We start from the raw sequence: 18197 nt of genomic DNA on the forward strand, positions 1-18197 counted from the left end.
ATGAAAAATATCAAAATTTCTTTTTTGGCGTGTTTTTTGGTGGCAAATGCCTTTGCAGCTTCTCAGGTTTATTATATAGAAGCTCGTGGTGAGTTTGGTAAAGAGCTTGCCGAAATGGCAAAAAAGCAGGCTAATGACAGAAATGAAAAAGTAAATGTCTATGTCGATGAAGATCCAAGGCGCTATAAAGACAATAGAATTTTAAAATTTGGCGTTGATAGAAAAGGTAGATATAGTGTCTCTTTAGGAAAAGAGCTTTATGATAAACAATGCGCTAGCTGCCATGGTGAAAGCGCAGACAAAAGACCATTTGGCTCAACACCACTTAAAAACATGGATGCTAAAGATATAGAAGATAGCATCATCTCTTATAGAAGCGACTCAAGCTTTGGTGGTAGCGGTAAAAACGTGATGCAAAACCAAGCTAAGATCGTCTCAAACAATGATCTAGGTGCAATACTTGCTTATCTAAAAGGTAAAGATGCACTTGCAGATCAAGATACAAACGAAAATAAACCAGTTTCAACCGAAACAAAGCAAGGCAGTTATTTAAGATAAATTTCACTTCGGTAGCTTTGCCACAATATAAATAAAAGGAAGCAGATGTTAAATCCAAAAACATTATTTTTAAGTATGGGCTCAGCTATCGTTTTGATGATAATCTTTGCCATAGCTAGTGGAGCCGCCACAATAATAGAGAGCAAAACCAGCACTGAAGCAGCTTGGTACTATGTTTATGGGGCTGGCTGGTTTGCGCTCATCCAACTACTTCTTGGTATAAATTTAGCCTTCAATATCTTTAGATACAACCTAATCGATCCTAAAAAACTCCCATCACTCATCTTTCACTTAGGTTTTATCGTCATCTTAATCGGTGCTGGCATCACAAGATACCTTGGCTTTGAAGCTGATATGCATATACGCGAAAACACTGCTTCAAACGTCGTTAGCACAAAGGTTTCGTATATAAATTTAACAGCGCTTAACGACAAAGGCGAAGAGATCAGCTCGGCTATGCCTTTGGGACTTGCTGATGTGAAGAAGGGCTTTGATCTAAAGCTAAAAACAGCAGACGGTGAGGCTAGTTTAAAATTTAAAGAATTTGTGCCAAATGCAAGCTATAAATTTGTAAATGATGATAGCGGAAAGCCTGTTGTTGAATTTGTAGTCTCAAACGAGAGTGAAAGCGAAGAGATATTTTTACTTGAAGAAGAAGAGGCAAGGGTTGGAGATATCAGCTTTATCTTTAATGCTAAACCAGATGAAAATAAAAAATACGTTCTTTTTAGACTAAATGATGGAAATTTCACAGTTACTTCAAATGCTGATCTTTCAAAATTTACTATGGCGGATAGCTCAAAAACTGAGCTAAAAGCTGGCAGTGTGAATGAATTTGGCACAGGTAGCTTATATACTATCTCAAATATAAATTTCGCTCCAAGGCTAGTCTCAGCGCACGCTACAAGAAAGCTAGTTAGCTCAAAGGATAGCGAGTTTAATGCGTTGATAGCTGAGCTAAACTACAAAGGTGAGAGTAAAGAGATGCATGTATTTTACAACCTAATGGAGCCTTCACGTATCGCCGTGGCTGGGCAGAAATTTAACGCCTCGTGGGGAGCTCAGCAGATAAAACTCCCATTTAGCCTCTATCTAAAAGACTTTGAGCTAAAAAGATATCCTGGATCAAATTCGCCTATGAGCTACTCAAGTGAGGTAGTAGTAAAAGACAGCACGAATGATCCGGGCTTTGATTATAGAATTTATATGAACCACGTGCTTGATTATGATGGATATAGATTTTTCCAAAGCTCATACGACACTGACGAGAAAGGCACGATCCTCTCTGTCAATAAAGACCCAGGTAAGATCCCGACATATATCGGCTACTTTTTGCTAGGACTTGGCTTCTTGTTAAATGTCATAAACCCTAACAGCCGCTTTAGAAAGCTTGCAAAACTAATAGATAATGAATCAACAAAAGGCGGTAAAAAAGTAGCTGCGCTCATAGCAGTCTTACTTTTGGGCTTAAATTTTAGCTCGCTAAAGGCTGAGGACTTCTTGCCACATATCAGCAAAGAGCATGCTGACAAGCTTGCTAGACTCATCGTGCAAAGTCCAGATGGTAGGATGAAGCCATTTGATACGCTTAGCAAAGAGGTTTTAAACAAAATTCACAGAGGCGAGAGCATAGGTAGTCTAAATTCAAACCAAGCGATGCTTTCTATAATGGTAACGCCTGATTTTTGGCGAAATGAGAAGATCATCGCGCTTGGTCAGAGCAAGGAGCTAAAAAAAGAGCTAGGCGTCGATGAGAATGCAAGATACGCAAGCTTTGATGAATTTTTTAAAGCGACAAAAGATGGTGGAAGCGAGTATAAACTAACAAAATTTGCCGAGATAGCAAACCGCAAACACCCAGGCTCACGCAATACATTTGACAAAGATGTGATAAAGATCGACGAGAGACTAAATGTATTTTATATGATATTTATCGGTGAAATTTTCAAAATTTTCCCAAAACAAGACGATCCGTCAAATTCTTGGTATTCGCCTGCTAGTGCGATGATGTATTTTTCGCCAAAAGAGGCTGAGCTAGTAGTTGGCATGATGAGAGAGTACTTCTCGGCTGTTGATGCAGCCTCAAAGGATAATGACTGGAGCAAGGCGGATGCGGCGCTTGAGAAAATTTCAGCCTATCAGCACAAATACGGCGCTGCTGTCATGCCAAGTGAGAAAAAGATAGATATAGAAATTTTATTTAATAAATTTCAAGTATTTGACCGCTTGACACCGATATATCTTTTGGCTGGACTTGCACTTTTACTATTTGTTTTTGTCAAGATGCTAGCACCAAAAGTGCAGATAAATGGCATAGTTAAAGCTGTATATATTATAAATTTACTAGCCTTTCTTGCGCACACAGCTGGCCTTGGGCTTCGCTGGTACATCGCTGAGCACGCCCCTTGGAGTAACGCCTACGAGTCGATGGTCTATATCGCTTGGGCGCTTGGTCTATCTGGCATCATCTTTGCAAAACGCAGTCCGATCGCACTTGCACTTACATCTATATTAGCTGGCGTTACGCTGTTTGTTGCGCACCTTAGCTGGATGGATCCGCAGATCACGACGCTTGTGCCTGTGCTTCAGAGCTACTGGCTAACTATCCACGTCTCTATCATAACTGCAAGTTACGGATTTTTAGGCCTTTGTGCGTTGCTTGGTGGATTTACTTTGCTGCTTATCATCTTGCAAAACAAGAAAAAGCCAAATGCAGAGATCGCACGCAATATCACTGAAGCGACACGTATAAATGAGATGGCGATGATACTTGGCCTTAGCTTACTTACGCTTGGAAACTTTTTGGGTGGCGTCTGGGCAAATGAGAGCTGGGGTAGATACTGGGGCTGGGATAGCAAGGAGACTTGGGCGCTAGTTTCGATCCTTGTCTATGCGGCGGTGCTTCACATGAGATTTATACCAAGACTAAATAACCAGTACGCGTTTGCTGTGGCTTCGTTTTTCGCATATTGGGCGATCATAATGACCTATTTTGGGGTAAATTTCTATCTAGCTGGCATGCACTCTTACGCAGCTGGAGATCCGCTTCCAGTGCCTGATTTCGTCTGGATAAGCATCGCCATTATGATAGCGATGAGCGTTCTTGCATTTATGAAACGCTCTCTTTGCACAAGGCTATAGATGCTTCTTAAAGGCTTGATAGTCTTTTTTGTCTTTTTGCTTATAGTGGCCATTTGCGCGCTAGTCTATCTTTTGCTAAAAAACAAAGATCATCAAGCCTTGGCAAGAGGGCTAGAGCCTGAGAGTGAAGAAGAGATCACGATCGAAAAGCTTGAAGAACTTGCTGGTGATAAAACTCTAAGCAAAAACGAGCTTTTCGAGCTTATACAAATTTTTGGAGAGAAATTTATAATACCAGCGAAAAAAAATCAGATCGCTCCAAAAGAAGCTAGCCACTACATAAATTTTATAATCCTCATCTGCTCTCATCAAAATGCCGATGCAAAGCTTATTAGCTTTTTAGACAAAGAGGCTAAAAAGAAAAATCCAAGCTATGTTGCAGAGATAGAAGAGAGTGAAAAGATCGGCATCGAAAACCGCAAAAATCGTAGGTAAATTTAGCTCTATTTTTAAATTTAAGAGCACAAAATATCGTTAGCAAAACTCAAATTTACAAAGTAAAATAGGAGCGCAACTTGGACATCAATGATCTCTATTCTAGTTTGGTATTTGCGCCGATAGTGCTAGCTATTTTGTTGATGATCTTTGCTGGCAGGCGAAATATCAAAGTCTATGTGAGTAAATTTGACCTAGTTGGACTGCATCTTATTTTTCCGCTTGTAATATTTCCCACCTTTGTGGCTATCTTTTGTGAGGTATGCGAGTATTTTGACGTTTCAAACGATGATGGGCTAACTTATATTTTTTACACTATACTTTTTATAATAGCCATTTACGCCATTTTTGGTTTTTATGTTTGCATTAAATACAATCACGGCTTCTTAAACTGCTTTTGGGCGCTTCTTTTAAGATTTAACTTCATGACCACGCTTGTTTATTCGCTATTTTTAGGTGGCAAAGGACGTGACAAAAATGGCAATGAGATAACCCCTGAAAATGCAAAAAATTTAAGCCTTTTTGGAAAGCTTAGATTTTCGCTTTATAATATGATCGTCTTTAGAAAAAATTATGACAAAGATAAAGTTGCAGGCAGGGATGAGGAAAAATCTAGCGACAAAGTTTTAATCTCAAAAGAAGAGTGGGATGAATTTTTAAAATGGGAAAATAGTAGAGAGAGTTAAATTTAAAAAAGAGCCAGCAAGATAGCTAGCTCAGCTTACGGCAAAACTACGCCAAATTTCATAGCGACGCCATATATCATCGCGCTAATAATGCCAGCGAAAAATCCAGCAACCATATCATCGCCCATGACGCCAAGTCCGCCCTTTACGTTGCGGTCGATCCTGCCAATGATCGATGGTTTTTTGATATCAAGCACTCTAAAAAGCACGAGTGAGAGAACTAGCTGTGAGATCGTCGCTCCGCTAATGGCGATAGCAAGCCAAACGCCAGCAACTTCGTCGATCACGATAAAGCTCTCGTCGTGTGAATTTACCTTTTTTTCAAAATCATCAATGACGCTGATGCTCACCAAAAATAATAAAATGCTAGCTAGCAAAAGCGTGGTAGATGAGAAAAAATATAACACAAAATAAGCCACCACAGCTCCAGCCACCGAGCCCCAAGTGCCAGGTGCCTTTGGTAAAAGTCCAAATCCAAAAAATGTTAAAAATAGCTTTTGCATAAATTTCCTTAAGTGAGTGATGATGTCTGATAGAGCTTCATGAGCTCTTCGTAAAAGTCGCGGTCGGTCTTGTTTTCAAGCAGTCCAGAATTTACAAAAAGATCATCACAGAGCTTTTGTATATCTTTAAAGCGATTTACATAGAGCTTGCTTAAGATGAGCGCTGAAATTTCAGGTCTAACGAGTATGGCTGGTGGCATGATGCCGTTAAATAGCAGCTCTTTGATCACGTCTGGGTGGTATTTGATCTGGTGGTGCTGTCCGTGCGGGCAGCTCTTGGTGCTAACTAGCGTCTTACACTTGTTGCAATAAACCAGCTCAGGCAGGACGATCACGTCTAAATTTAGGTCGTTTTTGTAGATATCAAGTATCGTATGAACTTCGTTGTGGTCAAAAAACATGCCGATACCAGAGTGGTTTTGTCCGATGACTAGCTTGTTTGCGCCAAGTCTTGAGGCTGCGATGCACTCAAGCGTTGGGTTGGCGTGCGAGCTAAAAAGGGTTGTGTTTTTTAGCGCAAAGACAAATACCTTTTTTGTTGGCAGATAGTTTTGGTTAAAAAAGTCAAGCACCTGCTTTCTTATCTCGTAATCAATATGCCTCTCTTCGCGCGTTCTGATGAGAAAAACAACCACGAGATCGGCCTTGTCGATGGTCATCCTAACTAGGAGTTCATGCGCGCGGTTAAATGGATCAGCCGTTAAAAAGACAGCCGTTATTTTCTTGGCGCCACTCTCTTTTATCAGCTCATTTAGCGCATCTTTGCTTATTTGTAGGCTCTCATCATATAGCTCAAACTCGCCGCTTATGCCGTATTTGCCTAAATTTAGTGACATTTCGCTGTTTGACTCATTTGCTAAAAATATATTTTTAGCTCGCATGCTCTCGTCAAATTTAAAGACCTTTGCCACGTCGATGTGCCCAACGATCTTGCCGTCCATATTTAAATTTACTCTTTGTCCAGCATGCAGCTTGCTAGCGATATTTTGATTGACCTCGCCAAATGGAGCAAAGCCAAAAGAGTAGGGCATCGGCTCGCCGTTAAAGTAGCCCTTTTTTGCCACCTCTTTGATCTGCTCGTCGTCCATCAGGGCGCTAAAATTTGAGAGAATTTTGTTTTTGATAAGCTCTAAGGCGCCATAAACTTCGGTGTTTATAGAAATTTCACTATTTTTTCTTGCTGACGTCATATTTCTTTCTCTTTTCCCAAAGTGATTTTCTAGAAATTCCAAGCTTTTTGCTTAGCTCGGTGTCGGGGAATTTATCTTGATAATTAACGATGATATATTTTATATATTCATCGATCGTGACGATCTCGCCGATGTCAAAGTTTTTATCTCTGATAGAGAGTTCAAGCTCCTCAAATGGCGCACTTTGCGCAAAATCGCTAGTTTGGATAGCCACTTTTTTCTTTTTGCAAAGCTCTAAAATTTTCTCTTTTTCATCATCTTTTAGCTCTTCAAGATTTGTGATGTATATTAGCTCGTCGCCACTTTGAGCAAGTGCTTTTTCAAGCTCGCTAAAACAGGCTTTGCCTAAAAACAAAAATGGCGTTTTGTTTGCCTTTACATAGTTAAAGATAAATTTATCGCTGTAGCCATTTTTGCTTGATTTTAAAAGAAGTGGAAATTTGATCTTTTTGGCTTCAAAACAAGGTATCTCATAGTCTTTTAGGGCGAAATTTATATAGTTTTCGTAGTTTTTTATCTCGTTTTTAAAGCCTCTAAACTCTTCAAAATGCCTTATCTTTCTAACAAGCTCTTCTATCATAAATGGCTTTTGTATGTAATCCACCGCACCCGCTTGTATCGGCTTTAGCACGGTGTCGCTGTTGATGTAGGCGATAAGTAAGATGATGATAGAGCTTTTAAATTTCTCTATGACTGGGTAGAAGTCCTGCCCTGGGAGTGTGGTAGAAAGTAACACTACGTCAAAATTTTCAAATTTCAAAGCCTCTTTGACGCTCTTTGCGATCTCGCAGTCGTAGCCAAAGTCAGCTAGTTTGCTAGCCATCGAGCCAGCTAGGTAAATTTCGTTTTCTACTATTAAAATTTTCATATTTGTGTCCAGTTGTAAAATTTAAGGCTAGCGCTTGCCATGACAGCGATCCCTTCGCATCTACCGACAAAGCCAAGCCCCTCAGTCGTCGTCGCCTTTACATTTATGCGGTTTTGGCTCAAATTTAAAGCCTGCGCGATGTTTGCCTCCATTTTTGATTTTAGCCTTGAGATTTTTGGTTTTTGCGCCATTATCGTTATGTCAGCGTTTGTTAGCACAAAGCCCACGCTTTGCACTCTTTTATAGGCCTCCTCAAGCAAGTAAATAGAGCTAATATCTTTAAATTTATCGTCCGTATCAGGAAAGAGCTCGCCTATGTCGCCAAGCCCAGCAGCTCCCAAGATAGCGTCTGTTAGCGCATGAAGTGCCACATCGCCGTCGCTGTGAGCCTTTAGCCCAAACTCATAGTCGATCTTTTCGCCACAAAGCACAAGCGGACGGCCCTTTTCAAACTCATGCACATCAAAGCCGTTGCCGACAAAGACTTCGTTTTCTGGTGCTTTTAGGGCTGAAATTTTGGCAAGATCCTCTTTAAAAGTGATCTTTCTAGCCATCTCATCGCCCAAAATATGCCAAACACTTGCGCCAATGGCTCTCATGGCCGAGCTATCATCTGTGTAAATTTCAGCGCCGCTAAGAGCCTTTTTAAGAAGTGCTGTGCGCGAGAGTTGCGGCGTTTGGATAAGTTTTACCTTTTCTCTATCAATTGCATTTTCGCCAAGATAGGCAGTGTCAGCGATCTTTAGTGCAGGGACCACGCAGTCAGCCTGAGCGGCCGCCTCGATGATCTTGTGAAAGAGCTCGCTTGATATGCAAGGGCGCGCGATGTCGCTAACTAGGACAAATTCGCTACTAACTAGCTCGAGTGCGTTTTTTAGGCTATCTTGTCTTGTCTCGCCGCCATCAACAAATTTATAATTTGGAGCAAATTTAGACATATATTTGCACTCTTTGCTAACGACGATGATCTCTTTAAATGTGTAAAAGTTACTCAAATTTTTAGTGGCAAATAGCCAAAGTGGATCGCTGCCGATGCGAAGCCATTGCTTCTTTACAGGTAGCTCAAAACGGCTGGAATTTCCGGCTCCAAGCATTATAAGTGAGATATCAAGCAAGGTAGCTCCTTTGAAGATTGTTACGGAATTATACATTCTAAAACTTGAAAAAATCTTTTTAAAAAAGAGTAGAAATTTAGATTTATTTAGTTAGTTCAAATATAAAAAGGACTAAAATTAGCTTTTTTATAAATTTAAAAAGGCTACTCATGAGAGATAAGACGCAGATGTACTATGCTAGGCGAGGTGAGCTCACAAAGGAGATGAGCTATGTGGCAAAGATCGAGGGGATAGGCGAAAATTTGCTTATAGATGAGGTTGCAAATGGCAGGATCATCATCCCAGCAAATGTAAATCACATAAATTTAAAACCAATGGGCATAGGCAGAAAGCTAAAGACAAAGGTCAATGCAAATATCGGCAACTCAAGCCTAAGTAGCGACATTTGCGCTGAGCTTAGAAAGCTTGAAATTTGCTTAGAATTTGGCGCTGATACGGTTATGGACCTAAGCACAGACGGCGATTTGGATGCTATTAGAAGCGCTATCATAGAGCATTCAAGCGTGCCAGTTGGCACGGTGCCGATGTATGAAATTTTAAAAGAGGCAAAAGAGGTTACAAATATCACAAATGAGCTAATTTTAAGCGTGCTAGAGAAGCAAGCAAGGCAAGGGGTTAGTTACTTTACGATACACGCTGGTTTTTTGCGTGAGTTTTTGCCGCTTGTTAAAAAGCGTAAAATGGGCATAGTTAGCCGCGGTGGCAGCCTGAGCGCAAGCTACATGTCAAAGCTAAATAGGCAAAATCCATTTTATGAGATTTTTGATCAAATTTTAGAAATTTGCGCAAAATATGATGTCTCGCTTTCGCTTGGCGACGGACTTCGCCCAGGTTGTCTTTATGACGCGACAGATGAGGCGCAGCTTAGTGAGCTAAAAGTGCTTGGAGAGCTGACACTTCGTGCGTGGCAAAAAGATGTGCAGGTGATGATAGAGGGCCCTGGTCATGTGCCATTAAGTCAAATTGAGTATAATATGAAAATCGAACAAGAGCTCTGCCATGACGCCCCATTTTACGTGCTTGGACCGCTTGTTAGCGATATCGGCGCGGGGTATGATCATATCACTTCGGCGATTGGTGGTACGATGGCGGCGTATCACGGCGCTAGCATGCTTTGCTATGTGACGCAAAAAGAGCATCTTGGCTTGCCAAATGAAAATGACGTAAGAGAGGGCATCGTAGCTCACAAGATAGCAGCTCATGCCGCAGACGTCGCGCTTGGCAAGGCTGGAGCTATCGAAAAAGACCATGCTATGAGTGATGCTAGATATGCGTTTGACTGGAACAAGCAGTTTGAGCTTAGCTTTGATCCAAAAAAGGCTAAGGAGCTTCACGACGAGAGCTTGCCAGAAGATGCGTTTAAGAGCGCTCATTTTTGTTCGATGTGCGGACCAAAATTTTGTGCATATAAAATTTCAAAAGATCTAGAAAAAGGAGAAAAATGTTAAATAAAGAAGAGGTCTTAAACAGACTAAGAGGCGTCATATATCCAGGATTTGAGAAGGATATAGTTAGCTTTGGCTTTGTAAAAAATGTAGAAATCGGCGAGAAAATCTTAATCGAAGTCGAGATCGTTAGCTCAAGCCCAGAGGTGGCAAACGAGCTAAAAACAGACATCAAACGTGTCATGGGCTCAAATGAGTACGTTCTAAATTTGATCCAGCCAAAGATGCCTGAGGAGAAAAGTAACACTCAAAGTGGCAAAAATATCGCGCCTCAAGTTAAAAATTTTGTAATGGTAAGCTCTGGCAAAGGTGGCGTTGGTAAATCAACCACGACGCTAAATTTAGCCATCTCAATGGCAAAACTAGGCAAAAAAGTGGGTATCTTAGACGCTGACATCTACGGACCAAACATCCCAAGAATGCTTGGCGAAGTAAATACCCAGCCACAAGTCGTTGGCAACAAGCTAAAGCCGATACTTAGCCATGGCGTGGAGATGATGAGTATGGGCGTTTTGATGGAGGAGGGCATGAGCCTTATCTGGCGTGGCTCGATGATCATGAAAGCGATTGAGCAGCTGCTAAGAGACGTGCTTTGGAGCGAGCTTGATGTCTTGTTTCTCGACATGCCTCCAGGAACGGGCGATGCGCAGCTTACCCTTGCTCAAAGCGTGCCAGTAACAGCAGGTGTTTGCGTCACAACGCCTCAAGTGGTAGCACTTGATGATAGCAAACGTGCGCTTGATATGTTTGAAAAGCTTCACATCCCAATCACTGGCGTCATCGAAAATATGAGTGGCTTCATCTGCCCAGATAACGGCAAAGAGTATGACATCTTTGGCAAAGGCACGACTGAAGAGGTGGCAAAAGCTTACAACACTCAAATTTTGGCTGAAATTCCTATCGAGCCAGCTGTTAGAGTGGGTGGCGATAGCGGCAAGCCAGTTAGCTTCTATGAGCCAAACTCAGTCACTGCAAAACGCTATGAGAGCGCAGCTGCAAGGCTTTGGGAGATAATAGAAAATATAAATAACGGCGGTGGGGCTGATAACTCAGCGATCCAGCCAGTAAATGATGGCAAGAGTGCTTGCTTGAAGTAAATTTGTAAAAGATAAAATTTAGAGCAAATTTTAAAATTTGCCAGTTTAAATTTGGCTACCAAAATTTGGCTTTGCTTGGTGCTTAGCTTAAATTTTGTAGCCAAAACGCACTTTAAAAAATAAATTTAAAATTTAACAGGAGAAAAGATGAAAGCGATCGTAACCGTAGTCGGAAAAGATAGAGTTGGCATCGTTGCTGGCGTCTCAGCAAAGCTTAGTGAGCTAGGGCTAAATATAGACGACATCTCACAGACTATTTTGAGCGACTTTTTCACGATGATGGCGGTGGTTTCAAGTGATGAAAATAAGGACTTTACGGCCTTAAGAGCGGAGCTAGATAAGCTTGGAGAGAGCCTAAAAGTAAAGATAAATATCCAAAGCTCAGCCATTTTTGATGCGATGCACAAAATTTAAGGACAAAAGATGGATATCAAAAACGTAACCGAAACTATCTCGATGATCGAGGAGCAAAATTTTGACATCAGAACGATCACGATGGGCATTAGTTTGCTTGATTGCATCGACTCTGACATCAACAAAGCCTGCGACAAAATTTACGCAAAAATCACCACTAAAGCCAAAGACCTAGTTAGAGTGGGCAATGAAATTTCTGCCGAGCTAGGCATACCAATCGTCAATAAAAGAGTGAGCGTGACGCCTATCTCGATAATCGGCGCCGCCACGGATGCAAAAGACTACGTGATGATCGCAAAGACGCTTGATAGGGCGGCTATTGAAGTTGGTATTGATTTTATAGGTGGTTTTTCGGCCTTAGTTCAAAAGGGTTATCAAAAGGGCGATGAAATTTTGATAAATTCTATCCCGCAAGCACTAGCACAAACTGCAAAAGTGTGCTCAAGCGTCAATGTTGGCTCAACAAAAAGTGGCATAAATATGAGCGCGGTGCGTGACATGGGACGCATCATAAAAGAGACGGCGGCAGCATCAGAGATGGGCTGTGCGAAGCTCGTGGTTTTTGCAAACGCAGTCGAGGACAATCCTTTCATGGCTGGCGCATTTCACGGCGTGGGCGAGGCTGATGTGGTGATAAATGTCGGCGTTTCAGGCCCAGGTGTCGTAAAAAGAGCGCTTGAAAAGGTGCGTGGCGAGAGCTTTGACGTGGTGGCTGAGACTGTGAAAAAGACGGCATTTAAGATCACTCGTATCGGTCAGTTAGTTGGTCAAATGGCGAGCGAGCGCCTTGGGGTTAAATTTGGTATCGTTGATCTCTCTCTTGCTCCAACGCCAGCTGTTGGTGACTCAGTGGCTCGTGTGCTTGAGGAGATGGGGCTTGAGGCTGTCGGTACGCACGGCACGACTGCTGCACTTGCCCTGCTAAATGACGCGGTCAAAAAAGGTGGCGTCATGGCGTGCAATCAAGTGGGCGGCTTAAGTGGTGCATTTATCCCAGTCTCAGAAGATGAGGGCATGATAGCTGCGGTGCGCGCGGGATCGCTAAATTTAGAAAAGCTTGAAGCGATGACGGCGATATGCTCGGTGGGACTTGATATGATCGCTATACCTGCGGACACGCCAAGCCAGAGTATAGCTGCGATGATCGCTGATGAGGCGGCTATCGGCGTTATAAATCAAAAGACAACGGCCGTTCGTATCATACCTCTTGGACGTGAGGGCGATATGATCGAGTTTGGCGGCCTTTTAGGAAGAGCGCCTGTGATGAAGATAAATAAGGCCTCAAGTGCCGACTTCATCGCTCGTGGCGGACAAATTCCAGCGCCTATTCATAGTTTTAAAAACTAATATTCAAAGTCCGCTTTAAATTTGCGGACTTTTTCTTAAATTTATCCTAATCTTTTCAACTGCTTTTAGTTAAAATAATAAAAATTTTAAACCAAGGAGCTAAAATGAAAATTTTATCACTGCTTACGGCGCTACTTTTTACAGCGGTATGTGGCTTTGCAAATGACGGCAAAGTAAGAAGTATCGACATCTACGTCACGCCTTACTACTCAGCAAATGCTGGCAAGGTGGAGTACGTCAAGGTTTATGACAAGATAGATGAGCTTTTAAAAAGTGGCAAAGAAGAGGACTTCAAAAAGGCTGAAAAGATCGTGCAAGACGCCCCACAAATGGTCTCTCCGATAACTCTTTTTGTCCTCTCAGCTCGCGCTTATGATCTTGGACTTCGCGATGATGCGGTATTTTGGTTTTATGCGGCAAAAAATCGCGCGATCTTGCTAAGAGGTGTTATAGACATGGAGGGCGAGAAATTTACTGACGTGGTGGCTGCGATAGGGGCGTTTATGAAGCTTGTTGGCGACGTGGTCAATCCTTATGCATTTTGCGATATCAAAAAGCAACAAGAGATCGCTGACAAAGCACTTGAATGGACTAAGAAAAATGCCTATGAAGCGATGTTCTCACCAGAATTTAGCTCGCCTCACGAAGATAGAAAAGCAGCCCTTGCAAAAGGCATAGAAAAGCTAGAAGCGCGCAATAAAAAGGAGAAAGATTACTTTTTAGATAAAGACAATCTTGCTAACTTTAAAGCTATGCGCAAGCAAAATGGCACTGATGAAAAATTTTGTTTCTAAGTAGCGAGAAAAACTGAAAATTTGCTTGTAAATTTAGCTTTTGCTTTATGCTAAAAGGGCAAATTTACAAGCTATCTCCATTTTAGATGATAAATTTTAGCTCACTACAAATTTGCTTAAATTTCGCTCTTTTTCATAAGAGTAGCAAAACCACAAAAATGAGAATAAAAAATGACTTTGAAATTTGGCGAGCTTGAAAAAGTTGCAACAGATGATGGCTTTATCTGGTATGTGGAGACTGGGCTAAAAAGTGAAATTTTTGGTCAGGTAGCGTTTTGCCTCGTTAGCACAGATGGAGCAGACGTGGATGATGAGACTACTTTGCTAGTAGAGCGAATTGCCCAAGATATTGACCGATACATAAAAGAGGCGCTTGTCTTTTTAAAAGATGAGCTTAGGCGAGGGCGCTTTTTGAGCAAGGATGAGCTTAGCTTGCTTAACGTGCCAGTTTGCAAACTGCCATTTAGCTCGCCTCAATGCACCTTTTATGCGCATGATAAGCAGTGGCTGATGAGATTTGCTGAGGGCGAGCTTGATATCTGCGAGCCTTATGGTATAGGGGTGATCTTTGAGGATGAAAAGCCGCTTTGTTTAGAAAATTTAGAGCTTAGCAGTGAGTGCTAAACGCTTAAAATTTTAAATTTATGCATTAAAAGCTAGTTAAGATTTTCAAGCCTTGCAAAAAATGATGAAAATTTTGTTTTTAGGTATTGGCTACGATCAAGAGGCGCTAGAGTTTTTAAACGATTAAATTTTGCTGTCTTAGATTTTGCGCCCAAAACAGCAAATTTATAAGCTAAGCGTTGCAGCAGTCGCTAGGGTCTTTTTCTTTTGTGATCCTAGCTCTTAGGTCGTGGCGGATGATCTCTATCGACCAAAACCAGACCATGTGACCTACAAGCTCAGAAACATACTCATACCAAGGAAGTGTCCAAAGTGGTGGAGTGAGGCCAAGAAGTGGTAGTGAGATGCCGTGAACTGCGATAGTTGCTAAGATACCAGCCATCACCCCTTGCCACATCGTGATCTTTGGAAATTTCTCAGCCACGACGCAGTAGCCAACGGCAAAGACTACTGAAAATATGATGTGCGTTAGCATCACGTAGTTAAAGGCATGCCCTGCAAACTCGTAGATAGCGGCGTTTGGATCGGCGATACCGACATAATCTCTTAAGAACACATAAGGGGGATTTAGAAAATTTCTCGAGCAGTCGATCGCATCAGCCGCTCTGATGGCACTTTCTGGTCCGCAAGCTGCGTTAAACATATCCATAGGGCTTTTTGGCGGAAGTGGCACTTCTGCGCCCCATTTGACAAAAGCCGAAACTACGCCAGCGATTAAACCGATCAGTGCAGCTAAGGCAAATTTTGGTTTGGTAGCCAAATTTAACATTTTCTCTCCTTGTAAAATTTGTGCCATTTTGTTTCTATTTTCTTTATGATAATATTAGTCATTATTATAATTTATAAATTTATCAAAAACTCAAATGCTTTAAAATCATAAAATTTTTAGCCATTTTTGGCTAGACTAAGAAAAAAATTAAAGGAGAATAGATGTCTAAAGAGTTTAAAGACGCAAACGAATTTAAGGAATTTTTTGAAGAATTTAGAAAAAAAGATGGTTACAAAGATCCAGTTGCTTTTGGCATCGCAAGAGTCGATCGCGGACAAAAAAATAGTGATAAAATTTTGCAAGCAAGCTACGGCGTTGTAAATTTTAAAGAGAACTTTTTAAGCGCGGCTGCTTTTATCTATGCCTTGCAAAAGTGCGACGTTGAGGTTGATTTTGGAGCTTCTGAGTTCGTAGCCGATCTCACGCCAAAGGTGGCAAAAAAGGCTAGCAAGCTCTTTAGCGTCTTTGAAAAAGATATAAAATCGCACAAAAACGTGGAGAATTTACACGCTGTGAAGATGGCATTTGATGACGATCTTGAGCTAAATGAGAATAAATTTAAGCTTGTATTTTTATTTGATGACGTAAAGCCACTTAGCGTGGAGGCCGTCTATCTCAAGCTTTACTTGATCTCGCTTGGCAAGGTAGCACCTAGGACGATCGTGCTTGATGGAGCATTTGGAGTGCTACCAAATGTCGCATGGACTAGCCAAAACATCCCGATTGAGCTTGAGTGGCTAAGAGAAAATGAAATTTCTCTAAAGATGTTTGGCGAGTATCCAGCGATCGTGAGCGTGGATAAATTCCCAAGATTTTTAAGTCACATAATCCCAGCTGATAACACGAGAATTTTAGACGCTGCCAAGGTTCGCATGGGCGCTGCTGTGTATCCTGGCACAGTCGTCATGCCAGGGGCTGCTTACATCAACTTTAACGCAGGCACGACTGGCGGCGTGATGGTTGAAGGCAGGGTTAGCAGCTCCGTCGTAGTGGGCGAGGGCAGCGACGTTGGCGGCGGAGCTAGCATACTTGGCGTGCTAAGCGGCACGAACGGCAACCCTGTAAGCATAGGCAAACACTGCTTGCTTGGTGCAAACTCAGTCACAGGTGTGCCACTTGGCGATAACTGCATCGTGGATGCTGGTATAGCGGTGCTTGAGGGCACAAAGGTCTATATCTCGGCAAGCGAGCGCGAAAAGCTAGCTAAGCTAAATCCTAGCTTTAAATTTGAAGTTGAAATTTACAAAGCGCTTGAGCTTGGCGGGCTAAACGGGCTTCATTTTAGACAAAATAGCCAAACAGGTCAGATCACTGCAAGTGCGAGCAAAAGGGCAATCAAGCTAAATGAGGCACTTCATTAAAAGGAGCTAGCATGAAAGTTGGCATTTTGATGTTTGACAAGATAAATTTGTTAAGCTTTGCCAAAATTTATGATTTTTTGCATAAATTTGAAGGTTTTAACATCAAAACATACGCGCTAAAGCCTGAAATAGTCGATGAATTTGGCGTTAGACTTCATCCTGAAATTTACGCTGAGAGTCTTTATGGCGTGGATATCTTGGTCGTACCAGATGGCGTTGGGGCGCTTGGGCTAAGATATGATGAGATATTTTTAAGCTGGATAAAAAGCTCGGCGAGCGCGAAATTTAAGATAGGCTTTGACCTTGGCGTGCTCATCCTTGGTGGGGCTGGATTTTTAGAGGATAGAGAGGCTTGCATAAGGGGCGGATACAAAAACGCGCTAAGTGGCTACTGTGAGGTAAATGACGCCAAGATGTGTGAGAGCAGAGGCGTGATAAGTGTTAGTGAATTTGATGATGAGATCAAAGAGCAGCTCGCAAAAATCCTAACTAAAGATAAAATTTAAGGGCTTTGGCTCTTAAATTTTGATAGAAATTTTATCTTTTTAATGAGCTTATAGCTTGTCTTATGGCTCTATTTACCGCCTCTAAATGCCACTTTATCCATGCTGTGAAGTCAAAATTTGAATTATTTTCAAGCTTTGTTGTTTGCTCTAAAATTTCATAATAAACTTTTTTATTTGCGTAAATAATGCTCGAGATAGAAAACGGCTTAATGGTTTCACTAGCCAAGCAGTAATGCGCCAAAACCCTTGCCATGCGTCCGTTGCCGTCATCATAAGGATGGATGATCACAAACCAAAGGTGTGCTAAGGCGCTTTTTACATAGGTGTTTTCGGAGCTTTTATTTATAAAATTTAAAAAATTTCATCCTCTACGCGCTCTGCTGGCACCGCTTTGTAGTGGATTTGCCTATTTTCTAGATGACCTGAAACGACGCTCATCTCATCATCTCTAAATTTGGCTCTTTTTATCTTGTAAGCTTTGCTTTGGCTATATTCAAACAAGGCATTGTGCCAGCCATGTAGTCGCTCGAAAGTTCATAGGAGCTTTGTTTAAATTTGCATCAAGCATTAGCGAAACTAGATTATCGCTATGTCTAGTCGCATGAGTGTCAGCTAGCCAGTCAAAATTTTCATCTAGCATCTTTTTTACCGATGAGCGAATGCTTGATCTTTTTAGTCTCTCACCCTCTATGAGAGATGAGTAAAAGATCTCATCTTCTATGGCGCTAATTTGCGCTTTTAAAAGATCGTTTCCGCTAATATTGCTTATTATCTCTTTTAAATTTTCGTTTTCTTGCTCTAGCTTATTTGCAAGGGTGCTTATTATTCTTTTGTCGAAAGAAAAATTTGGGTAGTTAGGATGTTACCATATCCACAGGTTTTGTATCAAATTTCTTTAAAGATTATGGCTTTTGTGCCTATCTATAAGGTCTTCTATACTCTCTTCTAGCGTCATTGTAGCCACGTCTATATCCACGCTCAAAACCATCATCATAGTCGTCATCGTTATAGTAGCCTCCGCGGTAACCACGCTGAAATCTATCAAATCTTTCGTACTCATTTTGATAGTATGGGCGGTAGTTAGGCGGATATGGTGCATAGTTTGGATCAACAGGATAGTAGCCACTCATGCGGCAGCTATCCTCATCAAAATCTTTCAATCCAAAACGAAATTTATATCCGTCTATCTTTTTACTAAGGGCGTCATAGTTTCTCGTGTCGCCATAAAATTTAGCCATTTCTCTTTCGTTTATAAGTTTGCAAAGCCCGATCTCTATCTTTTTAGTATAGTTTGCAGCTAGCAGCATCGTAAATGTACAAAACAAAATGGCTATAAATTTCATC

General features: G+C 41.5%; 21 protein-coding genes and 2 pseudogenes. 12 read left to right on the top strand and 11 right to left on the bottom strand.

Features of this window, described 5'->3' with window-relative positions; all coding sequences use genetic code 11:
* From F3G98_RS03985 to F3G98_RS04000, 4 genes are all read left to right on the top strand, one after another.
* Positions 1-558 (top strand): c-type cytochrome, encoded by a 558-nt coding sequence (locus F3G98_RS03985; protein WP_103608319.1) that lies wholly within the window; start codon positions 1-3, stop codon positions 556-558.
* A 45-nt stretch (positions 559-603) separates the two neighbouring features.
* On the top strand, positions 604-3699 hold the full coding sequence (locus F3G98_RS03990) for a cytochrome c biogenesis protein CcsA (protein WP_149725770.1): 3096 nt from the start codon (positions 604-606) through the stop codon (positions 3697-3699).
* Entirely contained in the window at positions 3700-4134 is a 435-nt protein-coding gene (locus F3G98_RS03995) for a fatty-acid--CoA ligase (RefSeq protein WP_103608317.1), read from the top strand.
* Between the two features lie 80 nt (positions 4135-4214).
* The gene (locus tag F3G98_RS04000; RefSeq protein ID WP_103608316.1) at positions 4215-4820 is read left to right on the top strand and encodes a hypothetical protein; all 606 of its coding nucleotides are present in this window, start codon (positions 4215-4217) and stop codon (positions 4818-4820) included.
* 35 nt (positions 4821-4855) lie between these two features.
* Here F3G98_RS04000 and F3G98_RS04005 read toward each other — a convergent pair whose 3' ends face one another.
* Genes F3G98_RS04005 through F3G98_RS04020 form a run of 4 tightly spaced genes read right to left on the bottom strand, consistent with a single transcriptional unit; the run spans position 4856 to position 8496 of the window.
* Positions 4856-5323 carry a phosphatidylglycerophosphatase A family protein gene (locus F3G98_RS04005; protein ID WP_103601499.1) on the bottom strand — a complete coding sequence of 156 codons (468 nt, stop codon included), beginning with the start codon at positions 5321-5323 and terminating at the stop codon, positions 4856-4858.
* Between the two features lie 8 nt (positions 5324-5331).
* The gene (locus F3G98_RS04010) at positions 5332-6513 is read right to left on the bottom strand and encodes a sulfate adenylyltransferase (RefSeq protein WP_149725771.1); all 1182 of its coding nucleotides are present in this window, start codon (positions 6511-6513) and stop codon (positions 5332-5334) included.
* Complete coding sequence (locus F3G98_RS04015; RefSeq protein ID WP_103608315.1) at positions 6491-7381, bottom strand: response regulator; 891 nt, start codon at positions 7379-7381, stop codon at positions 6491-6493. The genes F3G98_RS04010 and F3G98_RS04015 overlap by 23 nt, the downstream gene beginning before the upstream one ends.
* Positions 7378-8496, bottom strand: coding sequence for a bifunctional 2-C-methyl-D-erythritol 4-phosphate cytidylyltransferase/2-C-methyl-D-erythritol 2,4-cyclodiphosphate synthase (locus F3G98_RS04020; protein ID WP_103608314.1), 1119 nt, complete (start codon positions 8494-8496; stop codon positions 7378-7380). Before F3G98_RS04020 ends, F3G98_RS04015 begins: the two co-directional genes overlap by 4 nt.
* A 149-nt stretch (positions 8497-8645) precedes the next feature.
* Between F3G98_RS04020 and thiC the strand changes: the two genes are divergently transcribed.
* The 6 genes from thiC to F3G98_RS04050 all read left to right on the top strand — a co-directional run bounded on the left by thiC (position 8646) and on the right by F3G98_RS04050 (position 14217).
* Positions 8646-9944 carry a phosphomethylpyrimidine synthase ThiC gene (gene thiC, locus F3G98_RS04025; protein ID WP_149725772.1) on the top strand — a complete coding sequence of 433 codons (1299 nt, stop codon included), beginning with the start codon at positions 8646-8648 and terminating at the stop codon, positions 9942-9944.
* The gene (locus tag F3G98_RS04030) at positions 9938-11038 is read left to right on the top strand and encodes an Mrp/NBP35 family ATP-binding protein (RefSeq protein ID WP_149725773.1); all 1101 of its coding nucleotides are present in this window, start codon (positions 9938-9940) and stop codon (positions 11036-11038) included. Before thiC ends, F3G98_RS04030 begins: the two co-directional genes overlap by 7 nt.
* A 147-nt stretch (positions 11039-11185) precedes the next feature.
* Entirely contained in the window at positions 11186-11452 is a 267-nt protein-coding gene (locus F3G98_RS04035; protein WP_002939508.1) for an ACT domain-containing protein, read from the top strand.
* 9 nt (positions 11453-11461) lie between these two features.
* Positions 11462-12799 (top strand): PFL family protein, encoded by a 1338-nt coding sequence (locus tag F3G98_RS04040; RefSeq protein ID WP_103608311.1) that lies wholly within the window; start codon positions 11462-11464, stop codon positions 12797-12799.
* A gap of 104 nt (positions 12800-12903) precedes the next feature.
* Positions 12904-13593 (top strand): hypothetical protein, encoded by a 690-nt coding sequence (locus F3G98_RS04045; protein WP_021087140.1) that lies wholly within the window; start codon positions 12904-12906, stop codon positions 13591-13593.
* 171 nt (positions 13594-13764) lie between these two features.
* Positions 13765-14217 carry a hypothetical protein gene (locus F3G98_RS04050; RefSeq protein WP_103608310.1) on the top strand — a complete coding sequence of 151 codons (453 nt, stop codon included), beginning with the start codon at positions 13765-13767 and terminating at the stop codon, positions 14215-14217.
* A gap of 172 nt (positions 14218-14389) precedes the next feature.
* Here F3G98_RS04050 and F3G98_RS04055 read toward each other — a convergent pair whose 3' ends face one another.
* A complete protein-coding gene (locus F3G98_RS04055; RefSeq protein ID WP_103608309.1) occupies positions 14390-14986 on the bottom strand; it encodes a YagU family protein in 597 nt (198 codons plus the stop codon).
* 161 nt (positions 14987-15147) lie between these two features.
* Here F3G98_RS04055 and F3G98_RS04060 point away from each other — a divergent pair, with 161 nt between their 5' ends.
* Positions 15148-16347 (top strand): tetrahydrodipicolinate N-succinyltransferase N-terminal domain-containing protein, encoded by a 1200-nt coding sequence (locus F3G98_RS04060; protein WP_103608308.1) that lies wholly within the window; start codon positions 15148-15150, stop codon positions 16345-16347.
* Between the two features lie 11 nt (positions 16348-16358).
* On the top strand, positions 16359-16853 hold the full coding sequence (locus F3G98_RS04065; RefSeq protein ID WP_021085907.1) for a type 1 glutamine amidotransferase family protein: 495 nt from the start codon (positions 16359-16361) through the stop codon (positions 16851-16853).
* A 31-nt stretch (positions 16854-16884) separates the two neighbouring features.
* On the opposite strand, the gene F3G98_RS04070 is transcribed toward F3G98_RS04065, so the two are convergent.
* The 6 genes and pseudogenes from F3G98_RS04070 to F3G98_RS04080 all read right to left on the bottom strand — a co-directional run bounded on the left by F3G98_RS04070 (position 16885) and on the right by F3G98_RS04080 (position 18196).
* Positions 16885-17106: a hypothetical protein gene (locus tag F3G98_RS04070; protein ID WP_258030982.1), complete on the bottom strand. Its 222-nt coding sequence runs from the start codon at positions 17104-17106 to the stop codon at positions 16885-16887.
* A 30-nt stretch (positions 17107-17136) separates the two neighbouring features.
* Positions 17137-17199 (bottom strand): annotated as a pseudogene (locus F3G98_RS11060) (hypothetical protein); the annotation flags it as partial.
* Between the two features lie 5 nt (positions 17200-17204).
* The gene (locus F3G98_RS10350) at positions 17205-17354 is read right to left on the bottom strand and encodes a hypothetical protein (RefSeq protein ID WP_188116966.1); all 150 of its coding nucleotides are present in this window, start codon (positions 17352-17354) and stop codon (positions 17205-17207) included.
* Positions 17347-17493 (bottom strand): hypothetical protein, encoded by a 147-nt coding sequence (locus F3G98_RS10890; RefSeq protein ID WP_262974961.1) that lies wholly within the window; start codon positions 17491-17493, stop codon positions 17347-17349. Before F3G98_RS10890 ends, F3G98_RS10350 begins: the two co-directional genes overlap by 8 nt.
* A gap of 6 nt (positions 17494-17499) precedes the next feature.
* A pseudogene (locus F3G98_RS11065) lies at positions 17500-17703 on the bottom strand (DUF4172 domain-containing protein); the annotation flags it as partial.
* Positions 17704-17770: 67 nt separating this feature from the next.
* Positions 17771-18196, bottom strand: coding sequence for a gamma-glutamyl phosphate reductase (locus F3G98_RS04080; RefSeq protein WP_087583718.1), 426 nt, complete (start codon positions 18194-18196; stop codon positions 17771-17773).
* Position 18197: the final 1 nt, after the last annotated feature.

The sequence above is a fragment of the Campylobacter concisus genome, assembly GCF_902460895.1.
Lineage (GTDB): Bacteria > Campylobacterota > Campylobacteria > Campylobacterales > Campylobacteraceae > Campylobacter_A > Campylobacter_A concisus_BC.

What these genes read in the sequence shown, in the direction of transcription:
- F3G98_RS03985 (WP_103608319.1), top strand. Translation starts at nt 1, where the DNA reads ATGAAAAATATCAAAATTTCTTTTTTGGCGTGTTTTTTGGTGGCAAAT.
- F3G98_RS03990 (WP_149725770.1), top strand. Translation starts at nt 604, where the DNA reads ATGTTAAATCCAAAAACATTATTTTTAAGTATGGGCTCAGCTATCGTT.
- F3G98_RS03995 (WP_103608317.1), top strand. Translation starts at nt 3,700, where the DNA reads ATGCTTCTTAAAGGCTTGATAGTCTTTTTTGTCTTTTTGCTTATAGTG.
- F3G98_RS04005 (WP_103601499.1), bottom strand. Translation starts at nt 5,323, where the DNA reads ATGCAAAAGCTATTTTTAACATTTTTTGGATTTGGACTTTTACCAAAG.
- F3G98_RS04010 (WP_149725771.1), bottom strand. Translation starts at nt 6,513, where the DNA reads ATGACGTCAGCAAGAAAAAATAGTGAAATTTCTATAAACACCGAAGTT.
- F3G98_RS04015 (WP_103608315.1), bottom strand. Translation starts at nt 7,381, where the DNA reads ATGAAAATTTTAATAGTAGAAAACGAAATTTACCTAGCTGGCTCGATG.
- thiC (WP_149725772.1), top strand. Translation starts at nt 8,646, where the DNA reads ATGAGAGATAAGACGCAGATGTACTATGCTAGGCGAGGTGAGCTCACA.
- F3G98_RS04030 (WP_149725773.1), top strand. Translation starts at nt 9,938, where the DNA reads ATGTTAAATAAAGAAGAGGTCTTAAACAGACTAAGAGGCGTCATATAT.
- F3G98_RS04035 (WP_002939508.1), top strand. Translation starts at nt 11,186, where the DNA reads ATGAAAGCGATCGTAACCGTAGTCGGAAAAGATAGAGTTGGCATCGTT.
- F3G98_RS04040 (WP_103608311.1), top strand. Translation starts at nt 11,462, where the DNA reads ATGGATATCAAAAACGTAACCGAAACTATCTCGATGATCGAGGAGCAA.
- F3G98_RS04045 (WP_021087140.1), top strand. Translation starts at nt 12,904, where the DNA reads ATGAAAATTTTATCACTGCTTACGGCGCTACTTTTTACAGCGGTATGT.
- F3G98_RS04050 (WP_103608310.1), top strand. Translation starts at nt 13,765, where the DNA reads ATGACTTTGAAATTTGGCGAGCTTGAAAAAGTTGCAACAGATGATGGC.
- F3G98_RS04055 (WP_103608309.1), bottom strand. Translation starts at nt 14,986, where the DNA reads ATGTTAAATTTGGCTACCAAACCAAAATTTGCCTTAGCTGCACTGATC.
- F3G98_RS04060 (WP_103608308.1), top strand. Translation starts at nt 15,148, where the DNA reads ATGTCTAAAGAGTTTAAAGACGCAAACGAATTTAAGGAATTTTTTGAA.
- F3G98_RS04065 (WP_021085907.1), top strand. Translation starts at nt 16,359, where the DNA reads ATGAAAGTTGGCATTTTGATGTTTGACAAGATAAATTTGTTAAGCTTT.
- F3G98_RS04070 (WP_258030982.1), bottom strand. Translation starts at nt 17,106, where the DNA reads ATGGCAAGGGTTTTGGCGCATTACTGCTTGGCTAGTGAAACCATTAAG.
- F3G98_RS10890 (WP_262974961.1), bottom strand. Translation starts at nt 17,493, where the DNA reads ATGCTAGATGAAAATTTTGACTGGCTAGCTGACACTCATGCGACTAGA.
- F3G98_RS04080 (WP_087583718.1), bottom strand. Translation starts at nt 18,196, where the DNA reads ATGAAATTTATAGCCATTTTGTTTTGTACATTTACGATGCTGCTAGCT.